This window comes from Streptomyces venezuelae (assembly GCF_008642375.1).
Taxonomy (GTDB): Bacteria; Actinomycetota; Actinomycetes; order Streptomycetales; family Streptomycetaceae; genus Streptomyces; species Streptomyces venezuelae_G.
In genome coordinates this window covers 4,198,312-4,218,414 of sequence record NZ_CP029194.1, presented here as the reverse complement: position 1 = coordinate 4,218,414, position 20,103 = coordinate 4,198,312, and the positions used below count along the sequence as shown (strand labels likewise).

Sequence of the window (20,103 nt, the reverse complement as noted above, 5' to 3'; positions counted from 1 at the left end):
TCAGGAGTGAGGGCGGCCCCGGTTCTTTGGCGAGATGCGGGGGCCGCCCTTCCGCTGTCAGCGATGGTTGATGGTTCCGTTGGCGCGGCCGAAGAGGCCGGTGGCGGTGATGTTCTGGGTGATGTGGGTCGTCGTCCGCACCGAGCCCTCGCCCCCGTTGCCGGTGGCCCGGCGGGCGGTGCGGATCAGGACGGGGATGGCGATGACGGTGGCGACGACGAGGGCGGCGGCGGACCAGAGGGCGTGGGTCATGGCGATGAGTCCCGGGGCGGCGTAGGAGAGTCCGATGCCGGCGGCGCCGATGCCGCCGCCGATCGTGGGGGCGAGTAGGGCGGTGGTCTTGGCCCATGCGGGGATCGGCTGCGGGGCGGTAACCGGAATTTGCGGCGGGGCCGTGGGGTGGGTGTAGGCGAGGGTGCGGACGCCGTTGGGGAGGGTGACCCAGTTGACGCCGGGCGGGATGTCGGCGGGCAGGAGCACCGGCCGGACGGCGGGCGTCTGCGGCGGGAGGTAGGTGTGCGGGGTGGTGATCTCGTACGCGGTCGGCTCGTACACAAGGTGCCCCTTTCAGCGCTCCGGGCAGCACCCCGTGTGGTGGGTGCTGCCCGGTTGGCTGTTTGTCGTGTCGCTTGTCGGCTGGCTTGTCGTGTGGCTTGTCGCTTGTCTTGTCTTGTCGCTTGTCGCCTTCCAGGTCAAAGCCGGTTTCCGGCCCGCTGGGGCCCGCTTGCGGGCCTTCGCGGGACAGGGCGACAAGCGGGCTCGGTTAGTCCTGGGTGGGGGCGTGGCGGTGGTGGACGTAGCGGGTCTTGGTGCCGGTCCCGGTCCGTACGGTGGTGCCGTCTTCGGCCCACTCCTTGAGCCATCCGGCGATGGTCTGCCGGGTGGTGCCGTGTGTGTCGGCGAGGGCCCGGGCGATGGCGGATGCACCGGTGCCTTCCGGTCCGGCGGCGAGCAGCACCGCGAGCGCGGCCTGCCGGGCCTCGCTGTCCTGCTGCTCGTTGCGGAACGCCGACAGGTTCAGCCCGTGCGGCTGCTCGGGCTCCTCATCCACGTTGGGTGCGGTCTCGGTTGTGGTGCCGAACTGGGCGTCGATCTGCGCCATGAACTGGGCCGCGAGCGCATCCTCATCCGAGACCGGAGCGGTGGGAGCGCCACGGAGCGCGGACAGGTTCAGCCCGCCCGGTCGTGTCGGTTGCTCGTCGGTCGCCGGAGCAGCCGCGGCTTCCGCCACGGAGGTGACGGTGGTGGTGTTCATCCATGCGGTGCGGGTGGTGTCCCAGCGGCGGGCGTAGGCGGGGCCGGCGGCCTTGGCCGAGTTGTCGTCGAGCCAGGGGTGTCGGTCGGAGGTGGCGTGGACGATGTCGGCGATCTGCTGGGGCAGGATCCGCCAGGACTTGAAGAGCCCCGGTGCGGATTCGGGGGTGCCGATGAACCCGGCGCCCTGGAACGGCGCCTGCTCCGGCTTGAGCCCCCGGGCACCCGGGAAGATCTTGCCCAGGTCCATGCCCTCGACCTCGCCGCCGGTGAGGCAGACGCGGGCTTTGGCCTCGCGGCGGATCATGAGGTTGCCCAGGACCGCTCCGGTGGCGCCGAGCGCGGTGAGGACGGTGCGGATGCCCATGGCTCGGAGCTGCCGGATCACTTCCAGGATCTTGTCGGCGAGCTTGCGCATCTGCGGGTCGTTGCTCATGAGGATCTCGGCGCCCTCGTCGATCAGGATCATGATCTGCGGGATCTGCGCGGAGATCGGCAGGAGGTCGGTGTTCTCCCGTGCCATCAGGTCCTGGTAGACGACCTTGCGGTGCTTCCCGATCCGGATCGCCGCGTCCAGCATCAGTGCCGCCTCCTCGGGGGTGGAGGCGAGCCAGTCGATCCCGGGCCGCGTCTCCACGCCGGTGTTGCTGGGGGCGTTGAGGGCGGGGCGGACCCAGGGGAGGCCGGCGGATCCGGCGTTGAGGTCGATGACGAAGGTCAGGATGTCCTCGGCGCGGGCGAAGCCGCTGATGATGTTGTGGACCATGTTGGTCTTGCCCGACCCGGTCGGCCCGACGACGAGGGCGCACTGTTCGCGCAGGTAGGTGAGGACTTCGCGGCCGTCGGAACGGACGCCCCAGGGCAGGCCGGTGTGGATCGACAGGCGGCTGTAGTCGGCGGGGTAGGGGATCTCGCCGGCCAGGACGTTGACGGTGGAGACGTCGATGAGGACGCGGCCTTGGTGGATGCCGGGGGTGGCTGCCACGGTGCAGCCGTGCGGGAGTCGGGCGTCGGCTGACAGGCGGGCGGAGTCGCGGGCGATCTGGTCGTAGGTGGTGGCGCCGGGCAGTTCGGCGTCGATGGTGAATCCGGTGCCGGTGGGCCACTTCTCGATCGCCAGCACCGTCAGCGTCACGTTGCTGACGCGCTGGACGCGCTCGACCCATTCGGCGGCGAGGGTGCGGCGCTCGGCGTGGAGCTCGGCGGACACCTGCCGGTCGGCCAGCGCGATCAGCTCCAGCTCCCGGGCGTCCTCGTACAGGGCGGTGGAGCGGGCGGCGGTGCCGATGCCGACGCCGAGGGCGGCGAGGGATCCGATGGCGGCCCAGGTCAGCGGGCCGGACGTCATGGCCCACGTCGTCCACCCGGCGCCGAGCAGCCAGGAGGAGGCGCGGAGGGTGGCGGTGCGGGCGGAGAGGCGTTCGCGGAAGGTGCTGATGGTGTGGCCGATGGCGCCGGCGGTGCCGACGGCGAGGGCCCAGGTGGGGGGCATGCCGGTGGCGGCGCCGGTGGTGGCGAGGGCGAACGCGCCGGTGGTGGCGGACAGGGCGCCGGTCACGGGTCCGTGACCGGCGGCCCAGTCCCACACTGGCCCCGACGCGGTGGTGGGGGTGTCGGTGGTGGTCATGGTCAGACGTTCCAGCCCTTCTCGGCCTCGTGTCCGTTGCGGGGGTCCTCGTGACGGGCGATGTCCTGCGCGTGGACGTGACGGAACAGCGGCGCGAGGTCCCCGGCGGCGTCGACGGACCGCATCAGGGCGCCGTAGATCTCGTCGAAGCCCCCGGCAATGTCCTTCTCCAGCGGGAACTCTGTGTCGGAGCGCTCGGCGAGGATGCGGAAGGTGTTCGCGACCGACGCGAGCGCGGCGGGCAGGCCCTCGACCATGGCGAGGATCTCCATCGCGGTGTCGGGGGCGTAACTGCGGGCCGCCGACTCCATCTCGGCGGCGGCCACTTCGAACTTGAAGCCAGACATGTCGACCTCCAGGAACGACGAAGAAGACCCGGTAGGGGTGGTGGTGTTGGTGGGGCGGTTGAGGGCGGTGGGCCGCTGGACGGTGCCGCCGATCTCCTCCTGCTCGTCGGAGAGTTCGGCATCGATGGCCGTCTCGGCCTCGGCGAGGCCCTCGCGGATCTCGGCGTCGCGAGCGGCCTTCTGCTCGTCGGCCGTGCGCAGCATCCGCCGGTACAAGCGCCGCCCCGGCTGCTGGATCGACGTAATCCCGAGCTTGCGGCCGAGCGGCGTCGACACCAGACCCACCACCCCCAGCGGGGCGGCGAGGGCCGCGGCCAGGAGACGGCGGCCCTGCTTACGGGCCGCGGACCGCCACAGCTGCCGCCGGGCATCCTTACGGACCCCCTTCTTCGCCGCGCGAGCCTGCTTCGCCTTGAGACCGGCACGGACCTGCTCGCGGCCGTTCTCCACAGCCTGTGCGGCCGAGCGGTCCCGCGCCTTACGGACCCGCTCGACGGCCGTGTCCCGACCCGCTCGGACCTTCCCGCCCAGCCACGAAGAACCGCGGCTGCCGGACGACTTGGAACCACCACCCTTACGGCCGGAACCACCGCTGGTACCGCTGCCGGACCGGCCGGCGGGGCTGCCCTTCCAGCTGATTCCACCGCTGGTGCCGCTGCTGGAAGGGCCGCTGGGGCTGTTCTTCCGGCCGGTGCCGGTGCCGGTGCCGGTGCCGGGTGTGCGGGGCGGGTTGGGGCTGCTCAGCCGCGCCGGGGCGGTGCCTCGGCGAGTGTCAGCGATCGCGCGGCGGTTCTGCACATCCGCCGCCCGCCGTTCCGCCCGCGTCGTCCCGTTCTTCGGTGCGGTCCGGGCGGCCTGCCGCAGAGCCTTGACCTGCCCCATCCGGTTCTTGGAGCTCTTCGGCGTGACGGGCGAAGACGCCCCTCCGGCGGTGCCGGTGTGCCCCTTTGAGGTCCGAGACGGGGTCGTCCCGCCCCTCTTTGGGGTGGTGGAGCGACGGTACGGCGCCGGAGAGTTGGCGGCCGTAGTGGTGGTGGGGCGAGGGGTGCGGCGCGGGGTGGGGATCTTGGCCCCGGCGCGGCTGGTCGTCTTGGCCGTGCGGTTGCGGGTCGCGCGGCGGGCCAGGACGGCGCCGCCGACGAGGGCCGCACCGGCGACCGCGAGCACGGCGCCTGCGGGGCCGGTGGCGAGCGCGGTGGCGGCGACCGCGCCGATGGTGCTGTTGGCGCCGGTGGTCGCCAGCGGGACCACCGGCCAGCCGCCCGGCGTGTGCGCAACCGGGCGGGTCTCCTGCACCGGCTGCTCCACCGCCACCGGGGCGGGGGCGGGTGGGACCGGCGGGGTGTGGGTGCCCACTACCGGCTCGGTACTGATGTCCGTCATCCTTGCAACCTCCCTTGGGAGATCAGGGGCCCGGCCGAGCTGTGGAGGCTGGGGGCCGGGCCCTGTCAGATGTGCAGGTCAGAGGGTGTTCTTGTCCAGCGAGAAGTACAGGACGGTGGCGCTGGCCATCGACGGGTAGCGGCGAGAGGCGTCCGTGCGGAGCTGCGTGTAGAAGTCGTGGCGGCTCCATCCGGCGAGCGGGCTGAAGGTGCCTGACAACGTGCAGACGTGCCCGCCGTCGTTCTGCAGGGTCAGCACGTACATGTGCGAGCCCTGCCGGCCGTTGTTCTCCATGCGGTTCCTCCAGGTCAGGCAGCGAGCTGGGACGGGTTGTCGGCGCAGGGGACGCACGTGCCGAGCGAGGACGGGATCCGATACCCGGCATCCCGCCCGCACTCGGGGCACATCCGCCGGGCCGCGTTCGCTTTGGCGAGCGCGGCCTGCTTCGCCGGGGTCATCGGCCGGACCGGCAACGCCAGATCGACCCGGTAGAGGAACGCGACGAGAGCGCCGCGCCGGCGGCGGGGGCGTTCGAGCTGGGCGGCGACGTCCTGACCGCCGGGCCGCAGACCGAGCGCGCGGAGCTGCCGGAACGTCGCGTATCCGTCGGGGGCCAGTCGCCACCGGTAGGTGGGCAGGCTGGCCATCAGCCGAGCCGGTGGTAGGACGCGCGGCAGTCTGTGGCGTGCTCGTTCGCCTTGCGGCGGGTGAAGCTGAGGCTGTCCAGCGCGGGCATGTCGGAGCGGTCGCCGCAGCCGTGGCAGTGCCAGCGCGATCCCAGGTATGCCGTGGTGCCGGTGACGTCGACGGCGGCTCCTACCTGGTTGTGCAGGCGGATCAGCAGGTTGGTGGGCTCGGGCGGGTTGGAGATCGGGGAGAGCTTCACTGGGCGGCTCCTTCCAGGGAGCGGGCGGGGTCGTCCTCGCGGAGTTCCTGGTAGCGGGCGGAGACCCAGCCGACCGACCAGCCGCACAGCTCAGCCGCCTGCCTGACCGGCACATTGGCGGCGAACGCGGCGGCCACCGTGCGGCGAGCCGTCTCCTCGTCCTGCTTGGTGTTCACGGGCCCGGTGGCCAGCAGGGCAGCGCGTTCACGCTCGGCCCGTTCAGCCTGCTCACGCTGTTCACGGCGGGCCCGCTCCTCGCGTTCCGCACGCTCCCGGCGGGCACGTTCGGCGGCCTCGTGTTCACGGCGTTCACGCTCCAGCCGCTGCTGTTCACGCTCACGCTCACCGCGTTCACGAGCCTCACGCTCCGCACGCTCAGCCGCCTCACGACGCTCGGACTCGGCCAGCCGGGAACGCTCCTCCCGCTCAGCCTGCTCACGAGCCAATTGGGCCTCATGCTCACGCTGTTCACGCACCATGCGAGCCTCGAACTCCCGCGCCTCCCGCGCCTTGCGCTCCTCCGCCTCGGCACGCTCCCGGGCCGTCTGCTCGCGCTGCAGCCGTTCGGCGCGTTCCCGCTCGGCGGCGGCGTTCAGAGCGGTGGTGATGGCCTGGCGGTAGGCGAGGCCGGTCTCAGCGGTCACGATCAGCAGCAGCGGCGCCACCGAGTGGACCGCCGCCCCCACCAGGTCTTTCTTCAACGCGGAGTCGGCGATGTTCAGGGCCAGGGTCATGGCCCCGGTCATCCACCGCAGAATCACCGGCCACCGGCCCCCGTCCCCGCCCAGGCGGGCCAGGACGGAGTCGAGACGCACGACGATGACCACCGCGGCATCGACGACGAGGGGGAGGATCGGCGCTGTCCACTTCCACCCGTCCGGGGTGTGGGCACGCATCAGCGGGGTCACGGTGAGGACCGAGTACAGCATCGCGCCGCACACGATCATCCATGTGCCCACGCTCAGCGCACGCTCCGCTGAACGGATCTGAACACGACCGTTCACGACGCCCCCAACCCAGCCGCGACCGGCTCCAGCTCGGGAATCGGCGCGAAGCCGACGAGCCGGATACGGGCCCCGGCGAAGGTGCCGTGAACACGCCGGACGGCCGTCGCGCCGTCGCCCTGAACACGGTGCTCGACGTCGGCCGGCGTCATGTTCAGGGCCTCGCGCCAGGTCTCGAACGCGGCGAAGTCGTCGCAGTGGAACGCCAGCTCCAGCCGGTCCGGGAAGATCGTCGACACCTCCAGGCACGGCGCCGGGAGGTGCTGGAACTTCGCCTCCAGGACGAGGAGCGCGGTCAGCGGCACGGACAGGTCCGCGAGCGTCCGGGCGTTCACGCCGCACCGCCCAGGCCGGCCACGCGGTTGGTCAGGTCCCGACGCTCAGCCAGGACCCGGTTACGGGCCCGACGCACCCGGCGGCCGTCCAGCACGGACACCGGCCGATCCAGCAGGGCGATCTCCACGTCGAGCAGGTCAACCTCCGCCACGATCAGCGGCATCTCCAGCTCGATCGCGTCCAGCTCCGCGTCCGACGGCTCGCCGTCGAACGACAGCCCCGCACTCGACACGGGGAGTGTGATGATGGACTTCATGGGTCGTGCTCCTTCCAGAGAGGAACGGCCCGAACGAGGTCCCGGAGTAGCCGCTCCGGGGCCTCTCGCCGTTGGGAACCATCCGGCTCCCCTCAACCCCGCCCGTACGGCACCCCGCGAACGGGGCCCGGACGGGCGGAGGAGGCAACCGGCCGCAGCCGCCGAGCGGCTGCGGGGTTGGTCAGATGACGCGGTGGGCGCAGCCACCCCGCCGGTCCAGCGGGAGTGGCGCCCAAGGTTTTCGTCGCTTCACGTCGGCCTCCAGGGGCGGACATGGTGCGTGGCGTAGGTCGCGATCTCTGCCCTTGTCTCACCGCACGTACGGATCACTTGTCCGCCCCACAAGGACGGATTGGGAAAAGGTGCTTGCTGCTCGTGCGGCAGGGCCTGCGGCTTGTCGCAGATGCCTGTCGTTCTGTGTGTCCGCTGTTCAGTTCTCAAAGAGCGGTCGCTTCCATCGAGCCGCTTCACCAGCTCTCCGGGCGTCACGCACCTGGCAAGGGGGGGTTACCACCCGAGCCGTCCGGAGCCCCTCCTGTTAAGGGGGGGTTGCCACAGAGCATGGCGGTGGCTGGCGGTTGATGTCAACCCCCCCTTAACATGGGTCTGAAGAGGTACTCCCCTGAGCCGATACGCGAGGCGGACATTGATCGAGGAAGTTCGACGAGTCTCGGCGATGCAGGACCACGCCCTGCGCGTCAAAGCCGCTGCTGATCTCATGACAGAGCTGCAATCCGCCGTCATTGAGACCTCACGCATGCGCAAAGAGAGCATCGCGTGGCTGAGGAAAAACGGTCACTCCATGGCTGACGTCGCGAAGCTCATGGGGGTGAGCCGAGCCCGTGTCTCTCAGCTTCGGGACTCAGGCCCGCCGCCGGAGCGGGCGTTCCTTGGAACCCAGCACGTGCAGGTGGCTGTCCCGACGCGACCGGGTGAGCGGGAGTACGTGGCGGTGGAAGACAGCTCGACAGGGCAGAAGATGTTGGCTCTGGCCCAAAGCCTCCAGCTCGAAGGGGAGCTCCAGTACATCCCGGTCTCAGGGGAGATCGACCTGAACCGTGATGATCTCGTCGTCGTCTGCGGGCCGAAGTCCTCGGCGGCTGCTGCTGCCGCACTCAGCCAGGACCCTCGGCTTTCGTTCGAGACTCTGCCTGATGGGCGGTGGGCACTTGCCGAGCGGGAGAGCGGCAAGACGTACATGTCGCCGAGCGACGACCCGCAGAAACCGGTGCCGGCCGACGTTGCCTATCTAGGAAGGCTTCCCCGACCGGACGGGCAGGGGACGTTCATCCTGATCGCCGGTGTCCATGCCGTTGGGTCGTTGGGCGTGGCTCACTATCTGACCGAGAACCTTGCCTCCCTCTATGAGCAGGCGGGCACTGAACCGTTCTCCATGGTCGTGGCGTGCGACTACTCCCCTGAAGACAAGTCGGTGAAGGCGAGTCGATCGGCGAGCGGCGTACTGCTTCATGAGGCTGTTTGACGTGCGTGTCGAGGCGTTCAGCAGCAGTTGCCCGGGTCGGGGAAACGAAGACTTCGCGACCTGGGGCGACGGCGTGGCCGTACTTCTGGACGGCGCAGGCATACCCGATGAGCTGCACGCCCCGTGCGTCCATGGCGTCTCATGGTTCGCCGCGACCCTAGGAACGGCGCTACGTTCGGCGGCGAGCGGTAGTGGGCCACTCCCGGATGCCCTGGCCTCAGCGATCGGGGACACGGCAGAGCTGCATCGCGGTACCTGTGCCGTTGATGATCCTCTCTCTCCCTCGGCGACGCTCGCGATGCTTCGGGTACGTGAGGGCGTCGTGGAATGGCTGGTGCTGGGTGACTGCACCGTCGTCGTCGAGCACGGGGGTTCGGTGGAAGCGATCTCAGACGACCGGCTGGCGTTGGTGGCGGGGGAGGAGCGGGCTGCCATGAAAGCCGCGGCGCCGGGGTCCGAGCAGCGGCGCCAGCTCCACGCGCGCCTTGTGCGGGCCGAGCGCGCACTTCGGAATCGACCGGGTGGCTATTGGGTGGCGGCGGCGGCCCCGCAAGCCGCCGGCGCGGCTCTGCACGGCACTTACCCCAGAGGGGATGTGACTCGGGCCGCCCTACTGACGGATGGCGCGGCGCGACTCACGACCACCTTCGCCCTGGCGGACTGGTCGGGGTGCCTCGATATCCTTGAAGAGCAGGGGCCGGAGCGGCTGATCGAGCGGGTGCGTGACGCGGAGCGGGGGGACGCCTCCATGGCCCGCTGGCCGCGCAGCAAGCCGCACGACGACGCCACGGTGGTCTACGTCCGCCCGTAGCGAGTGACATCAGCGGCTGACATCAACAGCCACGTACGTCGGCGGACATCGATGGACCCGGCGGTTTCGGCTTGGTGTCGTAGCCCTCGCGTTCCGCCGCTTTCCCGGCCTGCTTTGCGGGGCAGCACGCGCCTACGGATCAGAAGGTTGCAGGTTCGAATCCTGCCGAGTGCACACAGACAAGAGGCCCGGACGAGAGTCCGGGCCTCTTGCGTTGTGCGTGGGGGTACGGCCGCGGGGTGCGGCCCGTTGGGGGTCAGCCCTGTTTGGCCGGGTCGACGCCGTGGAGGGTGGTGGCGGTCATGGCCTGCTGGATGTCGCAGGCCGCTTGTTCGTCGGCCGGGGCGGACCACAGGGGTATCAGGTCGGTCGCCGTGGGCGACGCGTCCATGCGCAGGTAGTGGCAGACGTTGTTGATGCGCAGGGAGAGGACGTACGCGCCGTCGTCGGCGGTCCGGCCGGAGAGTGCGCTCACCGCGTCCCCGGTGGCGATCACGCGCTCCTCCTTCAGGAAGTCCACGGCGCCTTTCGGGGTGTGGGCGTATCCCTCGGTCGACCTCGGTCGGTAGGGGCGCGTGCCGGTGGGCTGCTGGGTGAGCAGCATGCCCATCTGGGCCGCGAGGCTGCCGGGCAGGCCGTCGGTCCGGGAGGACGGGCACGTCATGGCGGACTGTTTCACGCTGTATGTGCCGATGCCGAACGTGTAGCGGTAGCAGCGGACCGGATAGGCGGCCGCGGGGACCGTCCCCTCGCTCGGTGGCACCAGGCCGAGCATCACCTCCGCCGTATGGGTCTTGTCGGGGGTCCGGGTCCGGTCGGAGTCGGCGCTCAGCAGTACTCCGCCGTGTGCCTGGACCTGGGCGACGAGCGTGCCCTCGGTGAACTGCCCGCCGTAGGAGCCGCGCCCCGAGTAGAAGCCCGTGGTCAGTTCTCCGCGCAGGGCCTCGGCGACCTCGGCCGCCTGGGCGTCGACCGCGGACGTGTCCGGAGCGGTGATCCGCTCGTGGAGCACGGTGCCGGCCACTCCCGCGGCGCCTGCCGCCAGCGCGGTCGCCGCCAACAGCAGGGCCCGTGGCCCGGAGCCGCGCTTCCGCTCCCGGGCGGGGCCGGACTGCTGGTCGAGCCCTGGTCCGGCAACCGGCGTCGTCATGTCTCTTCCCTCCGTAGGTGTGACGCAGGGGTTTCGTTCACCTGTGGGTCCCTTGCGCCGAGGCGTGCCGAGGTCTGATGATCGTCCTTTCTCTTCATCGGTGGGGGTTGGAACATGGCACTCTTCGGGAACGCGCACGCGATCGACCCGGCGCAGGCGCAGCAGGACTACGCGCGGCTGCTCGGCCAGGGGGAGCAGGTGCACGCCGCGTACCTGCTGATCCGCGACACGATCTTCTTCACCGACCGGCGTCTCGTGCTCGTCGACAAGCAGGGCATCACCGGCAAGAAGGTCGAGTACCACTCGATCCCGTACCGCAGCATCACGCACTTCGCCGTCGAGACGGCCGGCACCTTCGACCTCGACGCCGAGCTGAAGATCTGGATCTCGGGCAACGCCGTGCCCGTCCAGAAGACCTTCACCAAGGGCGTCGACATCTACGAAGTCCAGGCGATCCTCACGCAGTTCGTCGCCAAGTAGGGACGTCCAGGACACAGGGGAAGGCTCCCGGGTTTCCGGGGGTCTTCCCCTTTTTGGGTGAACCTGTCTGATTTGCATGTCAGTTGAATATGCCCTCGGCCTAGCTTGCGAGGCGGAGGTGATGATCGATGGACGCGATCGACATCGATGACATGGTGTACGTCGCCATCGGGACCCGTCCGAGGCGGCTGACCGCGCCGGACGGGACGCACTGGTTCCCGGTCGTGGACGTGGCGAAGCGGCTCGGGTACCCCGGGACACGAGAGGCGCTGCGGACCGTGGTGCTGCCCGAGTGGTGCCTGGCGCGGGCGGGGGAACTCGCCGGGAGCACCGCGATACTCGCCCTCAGCGGCGTCCGGGCTTCGGCGCGCATGGTGAACGTCCCCGGACTCGTCCAGCTCGTGGCCGCGTGCCGGAGGCCGGAGGCCGCGCCGTTCCGGGCGTGGGTCGCGGAGGTCGTGGCGGCGGTCCAGCGGGACGGCGGCTACGGGCTCGAACCCTCTCCGGTGCACGCCGGGTTCCTCCTGCCGCCGGAGCTCCTCGACGCGCTCGTACGGCTGGAGGGCGAGTTCGACGAGCAGGCCGCCGTGTACGCCGCCTACGAGGAGCACGCCGACCGCGCGGAGCTGCTCCGTGAGACACGCGAGAACCTCGCGAGGGCCGCCGACTCCCTCGCGCGTCTCGCAGTGCCCCGGCAGCGCACCGGGGCCGCCGTCGCCGCGCTCACCCCGCGGCAGCTCGTCGAGTCCTGGGCCATCACCGGCGACACCCGCACCGTCGCCAGCTGCCTCGCTCCCGCACTCGTGCGGGGCGGGGTCCGCTACCGGCCCCAGGACGTCACCCTCCGCACGGGTCTGTCCGGCGAGCGCGTCAGCGACTGCGTCCGGATCCTCCTGGAACGCGGCTGCATGCGCGAGGTGGGGTCTCCGGATCCCGACGGTGCTCGGATCTACGTCCTGCCGTGAGCGGGCGTGTGACGGGTGTGCGTACCCCCGGTACCGGGTGGCGGAGACTGGTCACCACAGCGGGGTAGGGAGGCGTGGGCCGGTGGAGTGGTGGTGTCGGGGGCTCGGCTGGGCCGGTGGTGTACCGGGGCTGCGGTGGCGCGGTGGTCGGGTGAGCACCCTCGCGTACGGGCAGGAGCTCGGCTTCCGGGCCGTCGGCGTGCGGCGCTGCCCCGGGGCCCGGAGCAATCCCTGCCCCCTGGAGGCCGTCGTGTCCGGGCGGGCCACCGGGGGGCGGTGCGCCGAGTGCGCGCGGCTCGACCGGGCGCACTCGGTCGCGGCGGACACCCTCCTCGACGATCCGCAGCCGTACCGCATCTACCTGGCCTGGTTCGGGCCCGGCATGACCAAGGTCGGGATCACCGCCGAGGCCCGTGGTGAGGCCCGGCTCCTGGAACAGGGGGCCGTCGCCTTCAGCTGGCTCGGGCGGGGGCCCCTCATGGCCGCGCGCCGGACCGAGGAGGTGCTGCGGCAGGCGCTCGGTGTGCCCGACCGGATCGCGTACGAGCGGAAGCGGGCCGTACGGCACGTCCTGCCGGCCGTCGAGGAGCGCGCCCGGGAGGTCGGGGAGCTGCACCGGCGCGCGCGGGCGGTCGGGGGGTGGACGGAGACCCTGGAGCCGCTGGACTTCGTTCCCCGCGACCATGCGCGGGCCTTCCACCTGGACGGGCTGCCGCCGCTCGGCGCCACGGTCACCGAGCTCGTCGACGGCGGTGTCGTCACCGGGCGGCTGCTCGCCGCCGCCGGGCCCGATCTGCACCTGCTCGCCCCCGACGGCCGCTGCGTCGCCCTCGACACCCGGCTCATGGGTGGCTGGGCGCTCCAGGGCGCGGGGGAGGGCGCGGAATTCTCGGTGCCCGTGACACCGGCGACCGCGGCGGAGCCGGAGAGCGCCCAGGGGGAGCTCTTCTGACCCTTCGTAAAGTTCTGGATCCCTTTGGCCGGCGACCGTGGACATCCCGGCCCCGCCCCGGCGAGGGTGATCACATGACTCCGAAGCTGGTGGCGGGCCTGGAACCGCCCTATTACAACGTCGTGTTCACTTCCCTCCGTCCCGAGGGCCTGGAGGGCTACGCCGAGACCTCGGACCGCATGGAGGAGCTCGTCAAGGAGATCCCCGGGTACCTCGGCGCCGAGTCCGCCCGCAACCCCGGCGGCATCGGCATCACCGTCGCCTACTTCCGTGACCTGGAGGCCATCGACGCCTGGCGCCTCAACTCCGAGCACCAGGACGCCAAGGCGCGCGGGCGGGAGCAGTGGTACGACAGCTACAGCATCCACATCGGCAAGGTCGAGCGGAGCTACAGCTTTGAGCGAGAGTGACATCCCGGCGCTGATCGAGCGGCTCGGGATCCCCGGGCTCGTCGATGTGCACACGCACTTCATGCCGCAGAACGTCCTCGACAAGGTGTGGGCCTACTTCGACTCGGCAGGCCCCCTGACGGGCCTGGAGTGGCCCATCACCTACCGCGAGGAGGAGCACCGCCGGCTCGCGATCCTCCGCGGGTTCGGAGCCGTCGCCTTCACCGCGATGCTCTACCCGCACAAGCCCGGCATGGCCGCCTGGCTGAACGCGTGGGCCGCCGACTTCGCCGCCCGCACCCCCGACTGCCTCCACACCGCGACCTTCTTTCCCGAGCCGGGCGCCGACCTGTACGTCCGCGAGGCGCTCGACGCCGGAGCCCGGGTCTTCAAGGTCCACCTCCAGGTCGGCGGTTTCGACCCGACGGACCCGATGCTCGACTCCGTGTGGGGAACCCTCGCCGACAGCGGTACCCCCGCCGTCGTCCACTGCGGATCCGGGCCCACCCCCGGGAAGTTCACCGGGCCCGGGCCCATGGGCCAGCTGTTCGCGCGCCACCCCCGACTGCGGGTGATCGTCGCGCACATGGGGATGCCCGAGTACGGCGACTTCCTGACCCTGGCCGAGCGGTACGAGGGCGTGCGCCTCGACACCACCATGGCCTTCACCGACTTCAGCGAGCGGCTCGCGCCCTTCCCGGCGGCGGAGTTCGGGCGGCTCGCCGACCTCGGGGACCGGATCCTCCTCGGTTCCGACTTCCCGAACATCCCCTACCCGTACGCCCACCAGCTCCACGCCCTCGAACGCCTCGGGCTCGGGGACGACTGGCTGCGGCGGGTCCTGTACGAGAACGGGGCCGCGCTGTTTCACGTGAAACCGGCCCCTTCCCCCTGAGGTCCTTCGAGGTCCTTCGAGGGCCCTTCGCGGGTCTTTCTCAGGGAATTCACAGGAAAGGGAAAGAGGGATCTCAGCGGCGGCGGCGAGCGTGGGCGCATGACCGTCACCACACGCCGCCCCGGCACCCGCGCCGACATGCTCCGTGCCGACGGCACTGCCGTCCGTGTCCTCGTCGTCGACGACGAGGCCTCGCTCGCCGAGCTCCTCTCGATGGCCCTCCGCTACGAGGGATGGCAGGTGCGGAGCGCCGGCGACGGCGCCGCCGCCCTGCGCTCCGTACGCGAGTTCCGGCCCGACGCCGTGATCCTCGACGTGATGCTCCCCGACGCAGACGGGCTCAGCCTGCTGGGCTCGATCCGGCGCGAGCTGCCGGATGTCCCGGTCCTCTTCCTGACCGCGAAGGACGCCGTCGAGGACCGGATCGCCGGACTCACCGCCGGCGGCGACGACTACGTCACCAAGCCCTTCAGCCTGGAGGAGGTCGTCGCCCGGCTGCGCGGCCTCATCCGCCGGTCCGGCGCGGCACAGGCGCGCAGCGAGTCGCTGCTCGTCGTCGGGGACCTGACCCTCGACGAGGACAGCCACGAGGTCACCCGGGGCGGGGACTCGATCCACCTCACCGCGACCGAGTTCGAGCTGCTGCGCTACCTCATGCGCAACCCCCGCCGGGTGCTCAGCAAGGCGCAGATCCTCGACCGCGTCTGGTCGTACGACTTCGGCGGCCAGGCCAACGTCGTCGAGCTCTACATCTCCTACCTGCGCCGGAAGATCGACGCGGGCCGCGCCCCGATGATCCACACCCGGCGCGGGGCCGGGTACCTCATCAAGCCGGGGGAGTAGCCCCCGTGCGCGGACGAGGCCGGCGGCCGTGGTCGCTGCGTACCCGGCTGGTCGTCTCGGCGGTCGCGCTGATCGCGGTCGTCGCGGCGGTGATCGGGACGGTGACGACCATCGCCTTCCGCTCGTACCTGTACGACCAGGCGGACGAACAGGTGCGGGACGTGTCGATCCGGGCCGCCGGGCCGCCGGCCGGCCTGTTCCCCAAGCCGCCCGACCTCGGCCCGGGGAAGGACAAGCTCGCGTTCGTCGTGGGCGGCGGCAACCCGGTCGGCACGCTCGGCGTCGAACTGGTGGGCGGGGAGATCGCCTCGGCCGGGTACTCGGTGGAGGAGAAGACCGAGGACGGCGGGTTCGACGGGCCGGAGCCACGGGACCTCGACGCGGCCCAGCGGGCCGCCCTCGCCGCCGTCCCCCGCGATACGCGGCCTCATACCGTCGACCTGCCCGGCCTCGGCTCCTACCGGGTCGCATACGCGGAGGGCAGCCGCGGCACGTTCCTCATAGGGCTCCCGCTCACCGAGGTCGAGGAAGCCCTCTCCACGCTCGTCCTCGTCGAGCTGTGCGTCACCGGCGCAGGGCTCGTCGCGGCCTCGATCGCCGGGACCGTACTGGTCCGGGTGGCGCTGCGGCCGCTGCGGCGGGTCGCCGCCACCGCCGGGCAGGTCGCCCGGCTCCCGCTGCACAGCGGCGAGGTGGCGCTCCATCAGCGGGTCCCGGAGGCGGAGGCCGATCCACGGACCGAGGTCGGCCAGGTCGGCGCGGCCATCAACAGGATGCTCGACCACGTCCACTCGGCCCTCGACGCCCGCCAGCAGAGCGAGACCCGCGTCCGGCAGTTCGTCGCCGACGCCAGCCACGAGCTGCGCACCCCGCTCGCCTCGATCCGGGGCTACGCGGAGCTGACCCGGCGCGGCCGGGAGGAGTGCGGGCCCGACACCCGGCACGCGCTCGGCCGGATCGAGTCCGAGGCGACCCGGATGACGGGCCTGGTGGAGGACCTCCTGCTGCTCGCGCGGCTCGACGCCGGACGCCCGCTCTCGTACGAGAGCACCGACGTCGTCCCCCTCGTCGTGGACGCCGTGAGCGATGCCCGCGCCGCAGGTCCCGAGCACCACTGGCGCCTCGAACTGCCCGCGGACGGCGAGGCCGTGACCGTACGGGCCGACGGCGCCCGGTTCCAGCAGGTGCTCGTCAACCTGCTCGCCAACGCCCGCACCCACACCCCGCCGGGAACCAAGATCATCGCCCGGGTGCGGACGGAGCCCGGCGCGGTGGCCGTCGACGTCGAGGACGACGGGCCCGGCATCCCGCCCGCGCTCCTGCCAGCCGTCTTCGAGCGGTTCGCGCGCGGTGACGCCTCGCGCTCCCGGAACGCGGGATCCACCGGCCTCGGGCTCGCCATCGTCCGGGCGGTCGTGCTCGCGCACGAGGGCGACGTGACCGTCGAGAGCGCCTCGGGCCGGACCGTCTTCACCGTCCGGCTGCCGCACGCGGCCGGCTCACAGGCAGGGCACAGGCTCGTCACACAGCCGTGACAGCGGCCCCGGCGAGTGTCGTCGGTATGCGAACCCCAACGATCGCGGGCCCCACGTCCCGGACTCCCGGCGCTCTTCCCGCCCGGGAGCACCTGCCGGTGAGCGTCGCCGGAAGGCCCGTCCTGGACGTGGTGATTCCCGTCTACAACGAGGAGAAAGACCTGGAGCCGTGCGTCCGCCGGCTCCACGAACACCTCGTCCGGACCTTCCCGTACGGCTTCCGCATCACCGTCGCCGACAACGCCTCCACCGACACGACGCCCGCCGTCGCCGCGGCCCTCGCCGCCGAGGTGCCCGAGGTGCGCTCCGTACGGCTGGAGCAGAAGGGCCGCGGCCGGGCGCTGCGCACGGTCTGGTCGGGCTCGGAGGCACCGGTCCTCGCCTACATGGACGTCGACCTGTCGACCGACCTGAACGCGCTGCTCCCGCTCGTCGCGCCGCTCATCTCGGGCCACTCGGACCTGGCCATCGGCTCCCGTCTCGCCCGCTCCTCGCGGGTGGTGCGCGGGCCGAAGCGGGAGTTCATCTCGCGGGCGTACAACCTGATCCTGCGCGGCTCGCTCGCCGCCCGCTTCTCCGACGCCCAGTGCGGGTTCAAGGCGATACGGCGGGACGTCGCCGAGCGGCTGCTCCCGATGGTCGAGGACACCGGCTGGTTCTTCGACACCGAGATGCTGGTCCTCGCCGAGCGGGCCGGGCTCCGCATCCACGAGGTGCCGGTCGACTGGGTCGACGACCCCGACTCGACCGTGCACATCGTGAAGACGGCGACCGACGACCTCAAGGGCGTCCTGCGGGTCGGGCGGGCGCTCGCGACCGGTTCACTGCCGCTCGATCGCCTCGCCCGCCCCTTCGGCGACGACCCCCGGGACCGCGAGCTGAGCGGGGTGCCCGGCGGGCTCGCGCGCCAGCTGGTGGGCTTCTGCGTGGTCGGCGTCCTGTCCACGCTCTTCTACCTCGCCCTGTACTCGGCCTTCCGGCTCGGCGTCGGTCCGCAGGTCGCCAACGCCGGCGCCCTGCTCGTCTCGGCCGTCGCCAACACGGCGGCCAACCGGCGCCTCACCTTCGGCGTACGGGGCCGGGAGCGGGCCGTCCGCCACCAGGCGCAGGGGCTCGTCGTCTTCGCCATCGGCCTCGCCCTGACGAGCGGTTCGCTCGCCGCCCTGAGCGCGGCGACCGGCGATCCGGCGCACTCCACGGAGCTCGCCGTCCTGATCGTCGCCAACCTCGCCGCGACCGTCCTGCGCTTCCTCCTCTTCCGGCTCTGGGTCTTCCCGGACCGCGCCTCGGCCTCGGCAGCAAGGAACGAACGATGACCACCCTGTCCACCGCCGTCCACGCGGCACCCCGCACCGGCCGGCTCACCCGGCTCCGGCGCGGGCGTCCCGAGGACGCCCCCTGGGTCCGGCCCGCCTTCCTCGGCCTGCTCGCCCTGACCACCGCGCTCTACCTCTGGAACCTGAGCGCCTCCGGCTACGCCAACTCCTTCTACTCCGCCGCCGTCCAGGCGGGCGGCGAGAGCTGGAAGGCCTTCTTCTTCGGCTCCCTCGACGCGGCCAACGCCATCACCGTCGACAAGCCCCCGGCCGCCCTCTGGCCGATGGCGCTCTCCGTCCGCCTCTTCGGGCTCGGCTCCTGGCAGATCCTCGTGCCCGAGGTGCTGATGGGCGTGGCCACGGTCGCCGTGCTCTACGCGGCCGTCCGGCGCCGGTTCGGCGCGGGCGCCGGCCTGATCGCGGGCGCGGTCCTCGCGCTGACGCCCGTCGCCGCGCTGATGTTCCGCTTCAACAACCCGGACGCGCTGCTCGCGCTGCTCATGACGGTCGCGGTGTACTGCGTGCTGCGCGCCCTGGAGCAGGACAAGGGCGCGGCGAAGTGGCTGGTGTGGGCGGGGGTCGCCCTCGGCTTCGCGTTCCTCGCGAAGACCCTCCAGGCCTTTCTGATCCTGCCGCCGCTCGCGCTCGTGTACCTGGCCTGCGCGCCCGGCGGGTTCGGGAAGCGGCTCGGCCGGCTCGCCCTCGGCGGGCTCGCGATGATCGTCTCGGCGGGCTGGTGGGTGGCCCTGGTCGAGCTGTGGCCGGCGGCCTCCCGCCCGTACGTCGGAGGCTCGCAGACCAACAGCTTCCTGGAGCTGACCTTCGGCTACAACGGCCTCGGCCGGATCAACGGCAACGAGACCGGCAGCGTCGGCGGAGGCGGCGGTCGCGGCGGCCAGGGCGGCGGCTGGGGCGAGACCGGGATCGGCCGGATGTTCAACGACGCGGTCGGCGGTCAGATCTCCTGGCTGCTCCCGGCCGCGCTGATCCTGCTCGTCGCGGGGCTCGTCGTCACCTGGCGGGCGCCCCGGACGGACACGGCCCGCTCGGCGTTCCTGGTGTGGGGCGGTTCGCTGCTGATCACGCTCGCCGTCTTCAGCTTCATGGCGGGCATCTTCCACGAGTACTACACGGTGGCCCTGGCCCCGTACCTCGCGGCGCTCGTCGGCATGGGCGCGGCGGTGCTCTGGGAGGAGCGCACGCGGTGGCTCGCCTCGGCGGCCCTCGCGGTGACGGTGGCGGTGACGGCCTGGTGGGGCTGGACGCTGCTGGGCCGCACGCCGGACTGGCTGCCGTGGCTGCGCTGGGCGGTCCTGGTGGCGGGTGCGGTGGCCGTGCTCGGGCTGCTGTTCGCGGGGCGGATCGACCGGCGGCTCGGGCTCGCGGTGGCGGGCCTCGGCCTGGCGGCGGGACTCGCGGGACCGTTCGCGTACACCCTGGAGACGCTGGGTTCCGGGCACCAGGGCTCGATCGTCACGGCGGGCCCGTCGGGCGGCGCGATGGGTGGTCGGGGCGGTGGCCCGGGTGGCCCCGGCGGCGGCCGGATGTTCGAGACGGGGGCGATGCCTCAGGGCGGCCAGGGCCAGATGCAGCCCCCGGGCGGTCAGGGCGGTCAGATGATGCCACCTCCCGGCCAGGGCCAGGCCGCCGGCGGTCAGATGCCCGGCGCAGGCCAGATGCCCGGCGGTCAGATGCCCGGCGCAGGCCAGATGCCCGGCGGCGGACGCCTCGACGGCGAGCGTGGCGGCATGGGCGGCGGCGGCATGGGCGGTCTCCTCAACGGTGCGAACGTCGGCACCGAGGCGAAGGCCGCGCTCCTCGCGGACGCCGGCTCCTACACCTGGGTCGCCGCCACCGTCGGCGCTCAGAACGCGGCCAGCTACCAGCTCGCCACCGAGAAGCCGGTCATGGCGATCGGCGGCTTCAACGGCAGCGACCCGTCCCCGACGCTCGCGCAGTTCAAGCAGTACGTCGCCGAAGGGAAGATCCACTACTTCATCGGCAGCGGCGAGAACAGCGGCGAGAACAGCGGTGAAGGCAATGGCGGAGGCGATGGCGGAGGCGGCGGCGGTCGCATGGGCGGTGGTCCCGGCGGCAACTCGGAGATCTCCACGTGGGTCTCGGAGACCTTCGAGAAGGTCACGATCGGCAGCGCCACCTTCTACGACCTGACCAAGTCGAAGTAATCGCT

Annotated in this window: 21 protein-coding genes; 11 read left to right on the top strand and 10 right to left on the bottom strand. The window is 71.7% G+C overall.

Annotated features, from left to right (window positions below):
* Positions 1 to 57 precede the first annotated feature (57 nt).
* The 9 genes from DEJ46_RS19235 to DEJ46_RS19190 all read right to left on the bottom strand — a co-directional run bounded on the left by DEJ46_RS19235 (position 58) and on the right by DEJ46_RS19190 (position 7,093).
* Positions 58 to 555, bottom strand: a complete 498-nt coding sequence (locus DEJ46_RS19235; RefSeq protein WP_150268082.1) for a hypothetical protein — start codon at positions 553 to 555, stop codon at positions 58 to 60.
* A gap of 208 nt (positions 556 to 763) precedes the next feature.
* On the bottom strand, positions 764 to 2,881 hold the full coding sequence (locus DEJ46_RS19230) for a hypothetical protein (protein WP_150268081.1): 2,118 nt from the start codon (positions 2,879 to 2,881) through the stop codon (positions 764 to 766).
* 2 nt (positions 2,882 to 2,883) lie between these two features.
* Positions 2,884 to 4,611 (bottom strand): hypothetical protein, encoded by a 1,728-nt coding sequence (locus tag DEJ46_RS39975; protein WP_223834794.1) that lies wholly within the window; start codon positions 4,609 to 4,611, stop codon positions 2,884 to 2,886.
* Between the two features lie 78 nt (positions 4,612 to 4,689).
* Positions 4,690 to 4,905: a hypothetical protein gene (locus DEJ46_RS19215; RefSeq protein WP_150268079.1), complete on the bottom strand. Its 216-nt coding sequence runs from the start codon at positions 4,903 to 4,905 to the stop codon at positions 4,690 to 4,692.
* A 14-nt stretch (positions 4,906 to 4,919) separates the two neighbouring features.
* Positions 4,920 to 5,258 (bottom strand): RRQRL motif-containing zinc-binding protein, encoded by a 339-nt coding sequence (locus DEJ46_RS19210; protein WP_150268077.1) that lies wholly within the window; start codon positions 5,256 to 5,258, stop codon positions 4,920 to 4,922.
* The gene (locus tag DEJ46_RS19205) at positions 5,258 to 5,497 is read right to left on the bottom strand and encodes a hypothetical protein (RefSeq protein WP_150268075.1); all 240 of its coding nucleotides are present in this window, start codon (positions 5,495 to 5,497) and stop codon (positions 5,258 to 5,260) included. Before DEJ46_RS19205 ends, DEJ46_RS19210 begins: the two co-directional genes overlap by 1 nt.
* Complete coding sequence (locus tag DEJ46_RS19200; protein ID WP_189508825.1) at positions 5,494 to 6,444, bottom strand: DUF2637 domain-containing protein; 951 nt, start codon at positions 6,442 to 6,444, stop codon at positions 5,494 to 5,496. Before DEJ46_RS19200 ends, DEJ46_RS19205 begins: the two co-directional genes overlap by 4 nt.
* 53 nt (positions 6,445 to 6,497) lie before the next feature.
* A complete protein-coding gene (locus DEJ46_RS19195) occupies positions 6,498 to 6,836 on the bottom strand; it encodes a hypothetical protein (protein WP_150268071.1) in 339 nt (112 codons plus the stop codon).
* Positions 6,833 to 7,093, bottom strand: coding sequence for a DUF6284 family protein (locus DEJ46_RS19190; protein ID WP_150268068.1), 261 nt, complete (start codon positions 7,091 to 7,093; stop codon positions 6,833 to 6,835). The genes DEJ46_RS19195 and DEJ46_RS19190 overlap by 4 nt, the downstream gene beginning before the upstream one ends.
* A 676-nt stretch (positions 7,094 to 7,769) precedes the next feature.
* Between DEJ46_RS19190 and DEJ46_RS19185 the strand changes: the two genes are divergently transcribed.
* The gene (locus DEJ46_RS19185; RefSeq protein ID WP_150268067.1) at positions 7,770 to 8,576 is read left to right on the top strand and encodes a sigma-70 family RNA polymerase sigma factor; all 807 of its coding nucleotides are present in this window, start codon (positions 7,770 to 7,772) and stop codon (positions 8,574 to 8,576) included.
* On the top strand, positions 8,563 to 9,387 hold the full coding sequence (locus tag DEJ46_RS19180; protein WP_150268065.1) for a protein phosphatase 2C domain-containing protein: 825 nt from the start codon (positions 8,563 to 8,565) through the stop codon (positions 9,385 to 9,387). The genes DEJ46_RS19185 and DEJ46_RS19180 overlap by 14 nt, the downstream gene beginning before the upstream one ends.
* 256 nt (positions 9,388 to 9,643) lie before the next feature.
* Here the strand turns inward: DEJ46_RS19180 and DEJ46_RS19175 are convergent, their stop codons facing one another.
* A complete protein-coding gene (locus DEJ46_RS19175) occupies positions 9,644 to 10,537 on the bottom strand; it encodes a hypothetical protein (RefSeq protein WP_150268063.1) in 894 nt (297 codons plus the stop codon).
* A gap of 114 nt (positions 10,538 to 10,651) precedes the next feature.
* Here DEJ46_RS19175 and DEJ46_RS19170 point away from each other — a divergent pair, with 114 nt between their 5' ends.
* The 9 genes from DEJ46_RS19170 (at position 10,652) to DEJ46_RS19135 (ending at position 20,098) form a co-directional block, all read left to right on the top strand.
* Positions 10,652 to 11,017: a PH domain-containing protein gene (locus tag DEJ46_RS19170; protein ID WP_056653911.1), complete on the top strand. Its 366-nt coding sequence runs from the start codon at positions 10,652 to 10,654 to the stop codon at positions 11,015 to 11,017.
* 128 nt (positions 11,018 to 11,145) lie between these two features.
* Positions 11,146 to 11,982, top strand: coding sequence for a BRO family protein (locus tag DEJ46_RS19165; protein WP_150268061.1), 837 nt, complete (start codon positions 11,146 to 11,148; stop codon positions 11,980 to 11,982).
* Between the two features lie 82 nt (positions 11,983 to 12,064).
* On the top strand, positions 12,065 to 12,934 hold the full coding sequence (locus DEJ46_RS19160) for a DUF2797 domain-containing protein (protein ID WP_150268059.1): 870 nt from the start codon (positions 12,065 to 12,067) through the stop codon (positions 12,932 to 12,934).
* 74 nt (positions 12,935 to 13,008) lie between these two features.
* Positions 13,009 to 13,344 carry an antibiotic biosynthesis monooxygenase family protein gene (locus DEJ46_RS39970; protein WP_223834791.1) on the top strand — a complete coding sequence of 112 codons (336 nt, stop codon included), beginning with the start codon at positions 13,009 to 13,011 and terminating at the stop codon, positions 13,342 to 13,344.
* Positions 13,331 to 14,218: an amidohydrolase family protein gene (locus DEJ46_RS19155; protein ID WP_223834789.1), complete on the top strand. Its 888-nt coding sequence runs from the start codon at positions 13,331 to 13,333 to the stop codon at positions 14,216 to 14,218. Before DEJ46_RS39970 ends, DEJ46_RS19155 begins: the two co-directional genes overlap by 14 nt.
* A 99-nt stretch (positions 14,219 to 14,317) precedes the next feature.
* Entirely contained in the window at positions 14,318 to 15,061 is a 744-nt protein-coding gene (locus tag DEJ46_RS19150; protein WP_150268055.1) for a response regulator transcription factor, read from the top strand.
* Between the two features lie 5 nt (positions 15,062 to 15,066).
* Positions 15,067 to 16,596: a sensor histidine kinase gene (locus DEJ46_RS19145; RefSeq protein WP_150268053.1), complete on the top strand. Its 1,530-nt coding sequence runs from the start codon at positions 15,067 to 15,069 to the stop codon at positions 16,594 to 16,596.
* A gap of 26 nt (positions 16,597 to 16,622) precedes the next feature.
* Positions 16,623 to 17,912: a bifunctional glycosyltransferase family 2/GtrA family protein gene (locus tag DEJ46_RS19140; protein WP_223834787.1), complete on the top strand. Its 1,290-nt coding sequence runs from the start codon at positions 16,623 to 16,625 to the stop codon at positions 17,910 to 17,912.
* Positions 17,909 to 20,098: an ArnT family glycosyltransferase gene (locus DEJ46_RS19135; protein WP_150268049.1), complete on the top strand. Its 2,190-nt coding sequence runs from the start codon at positions 17,909 to 17,911 to the stop codon at positions 20,096 to 20,098. The genes DEJ46_RS19140 and DEJ46_RS19135 overlap by 4 nt, the downstream gene beginning before the upstream one ends.
* Positions 20,099 to 20,103: the final 5 nt, after the last annotated feature.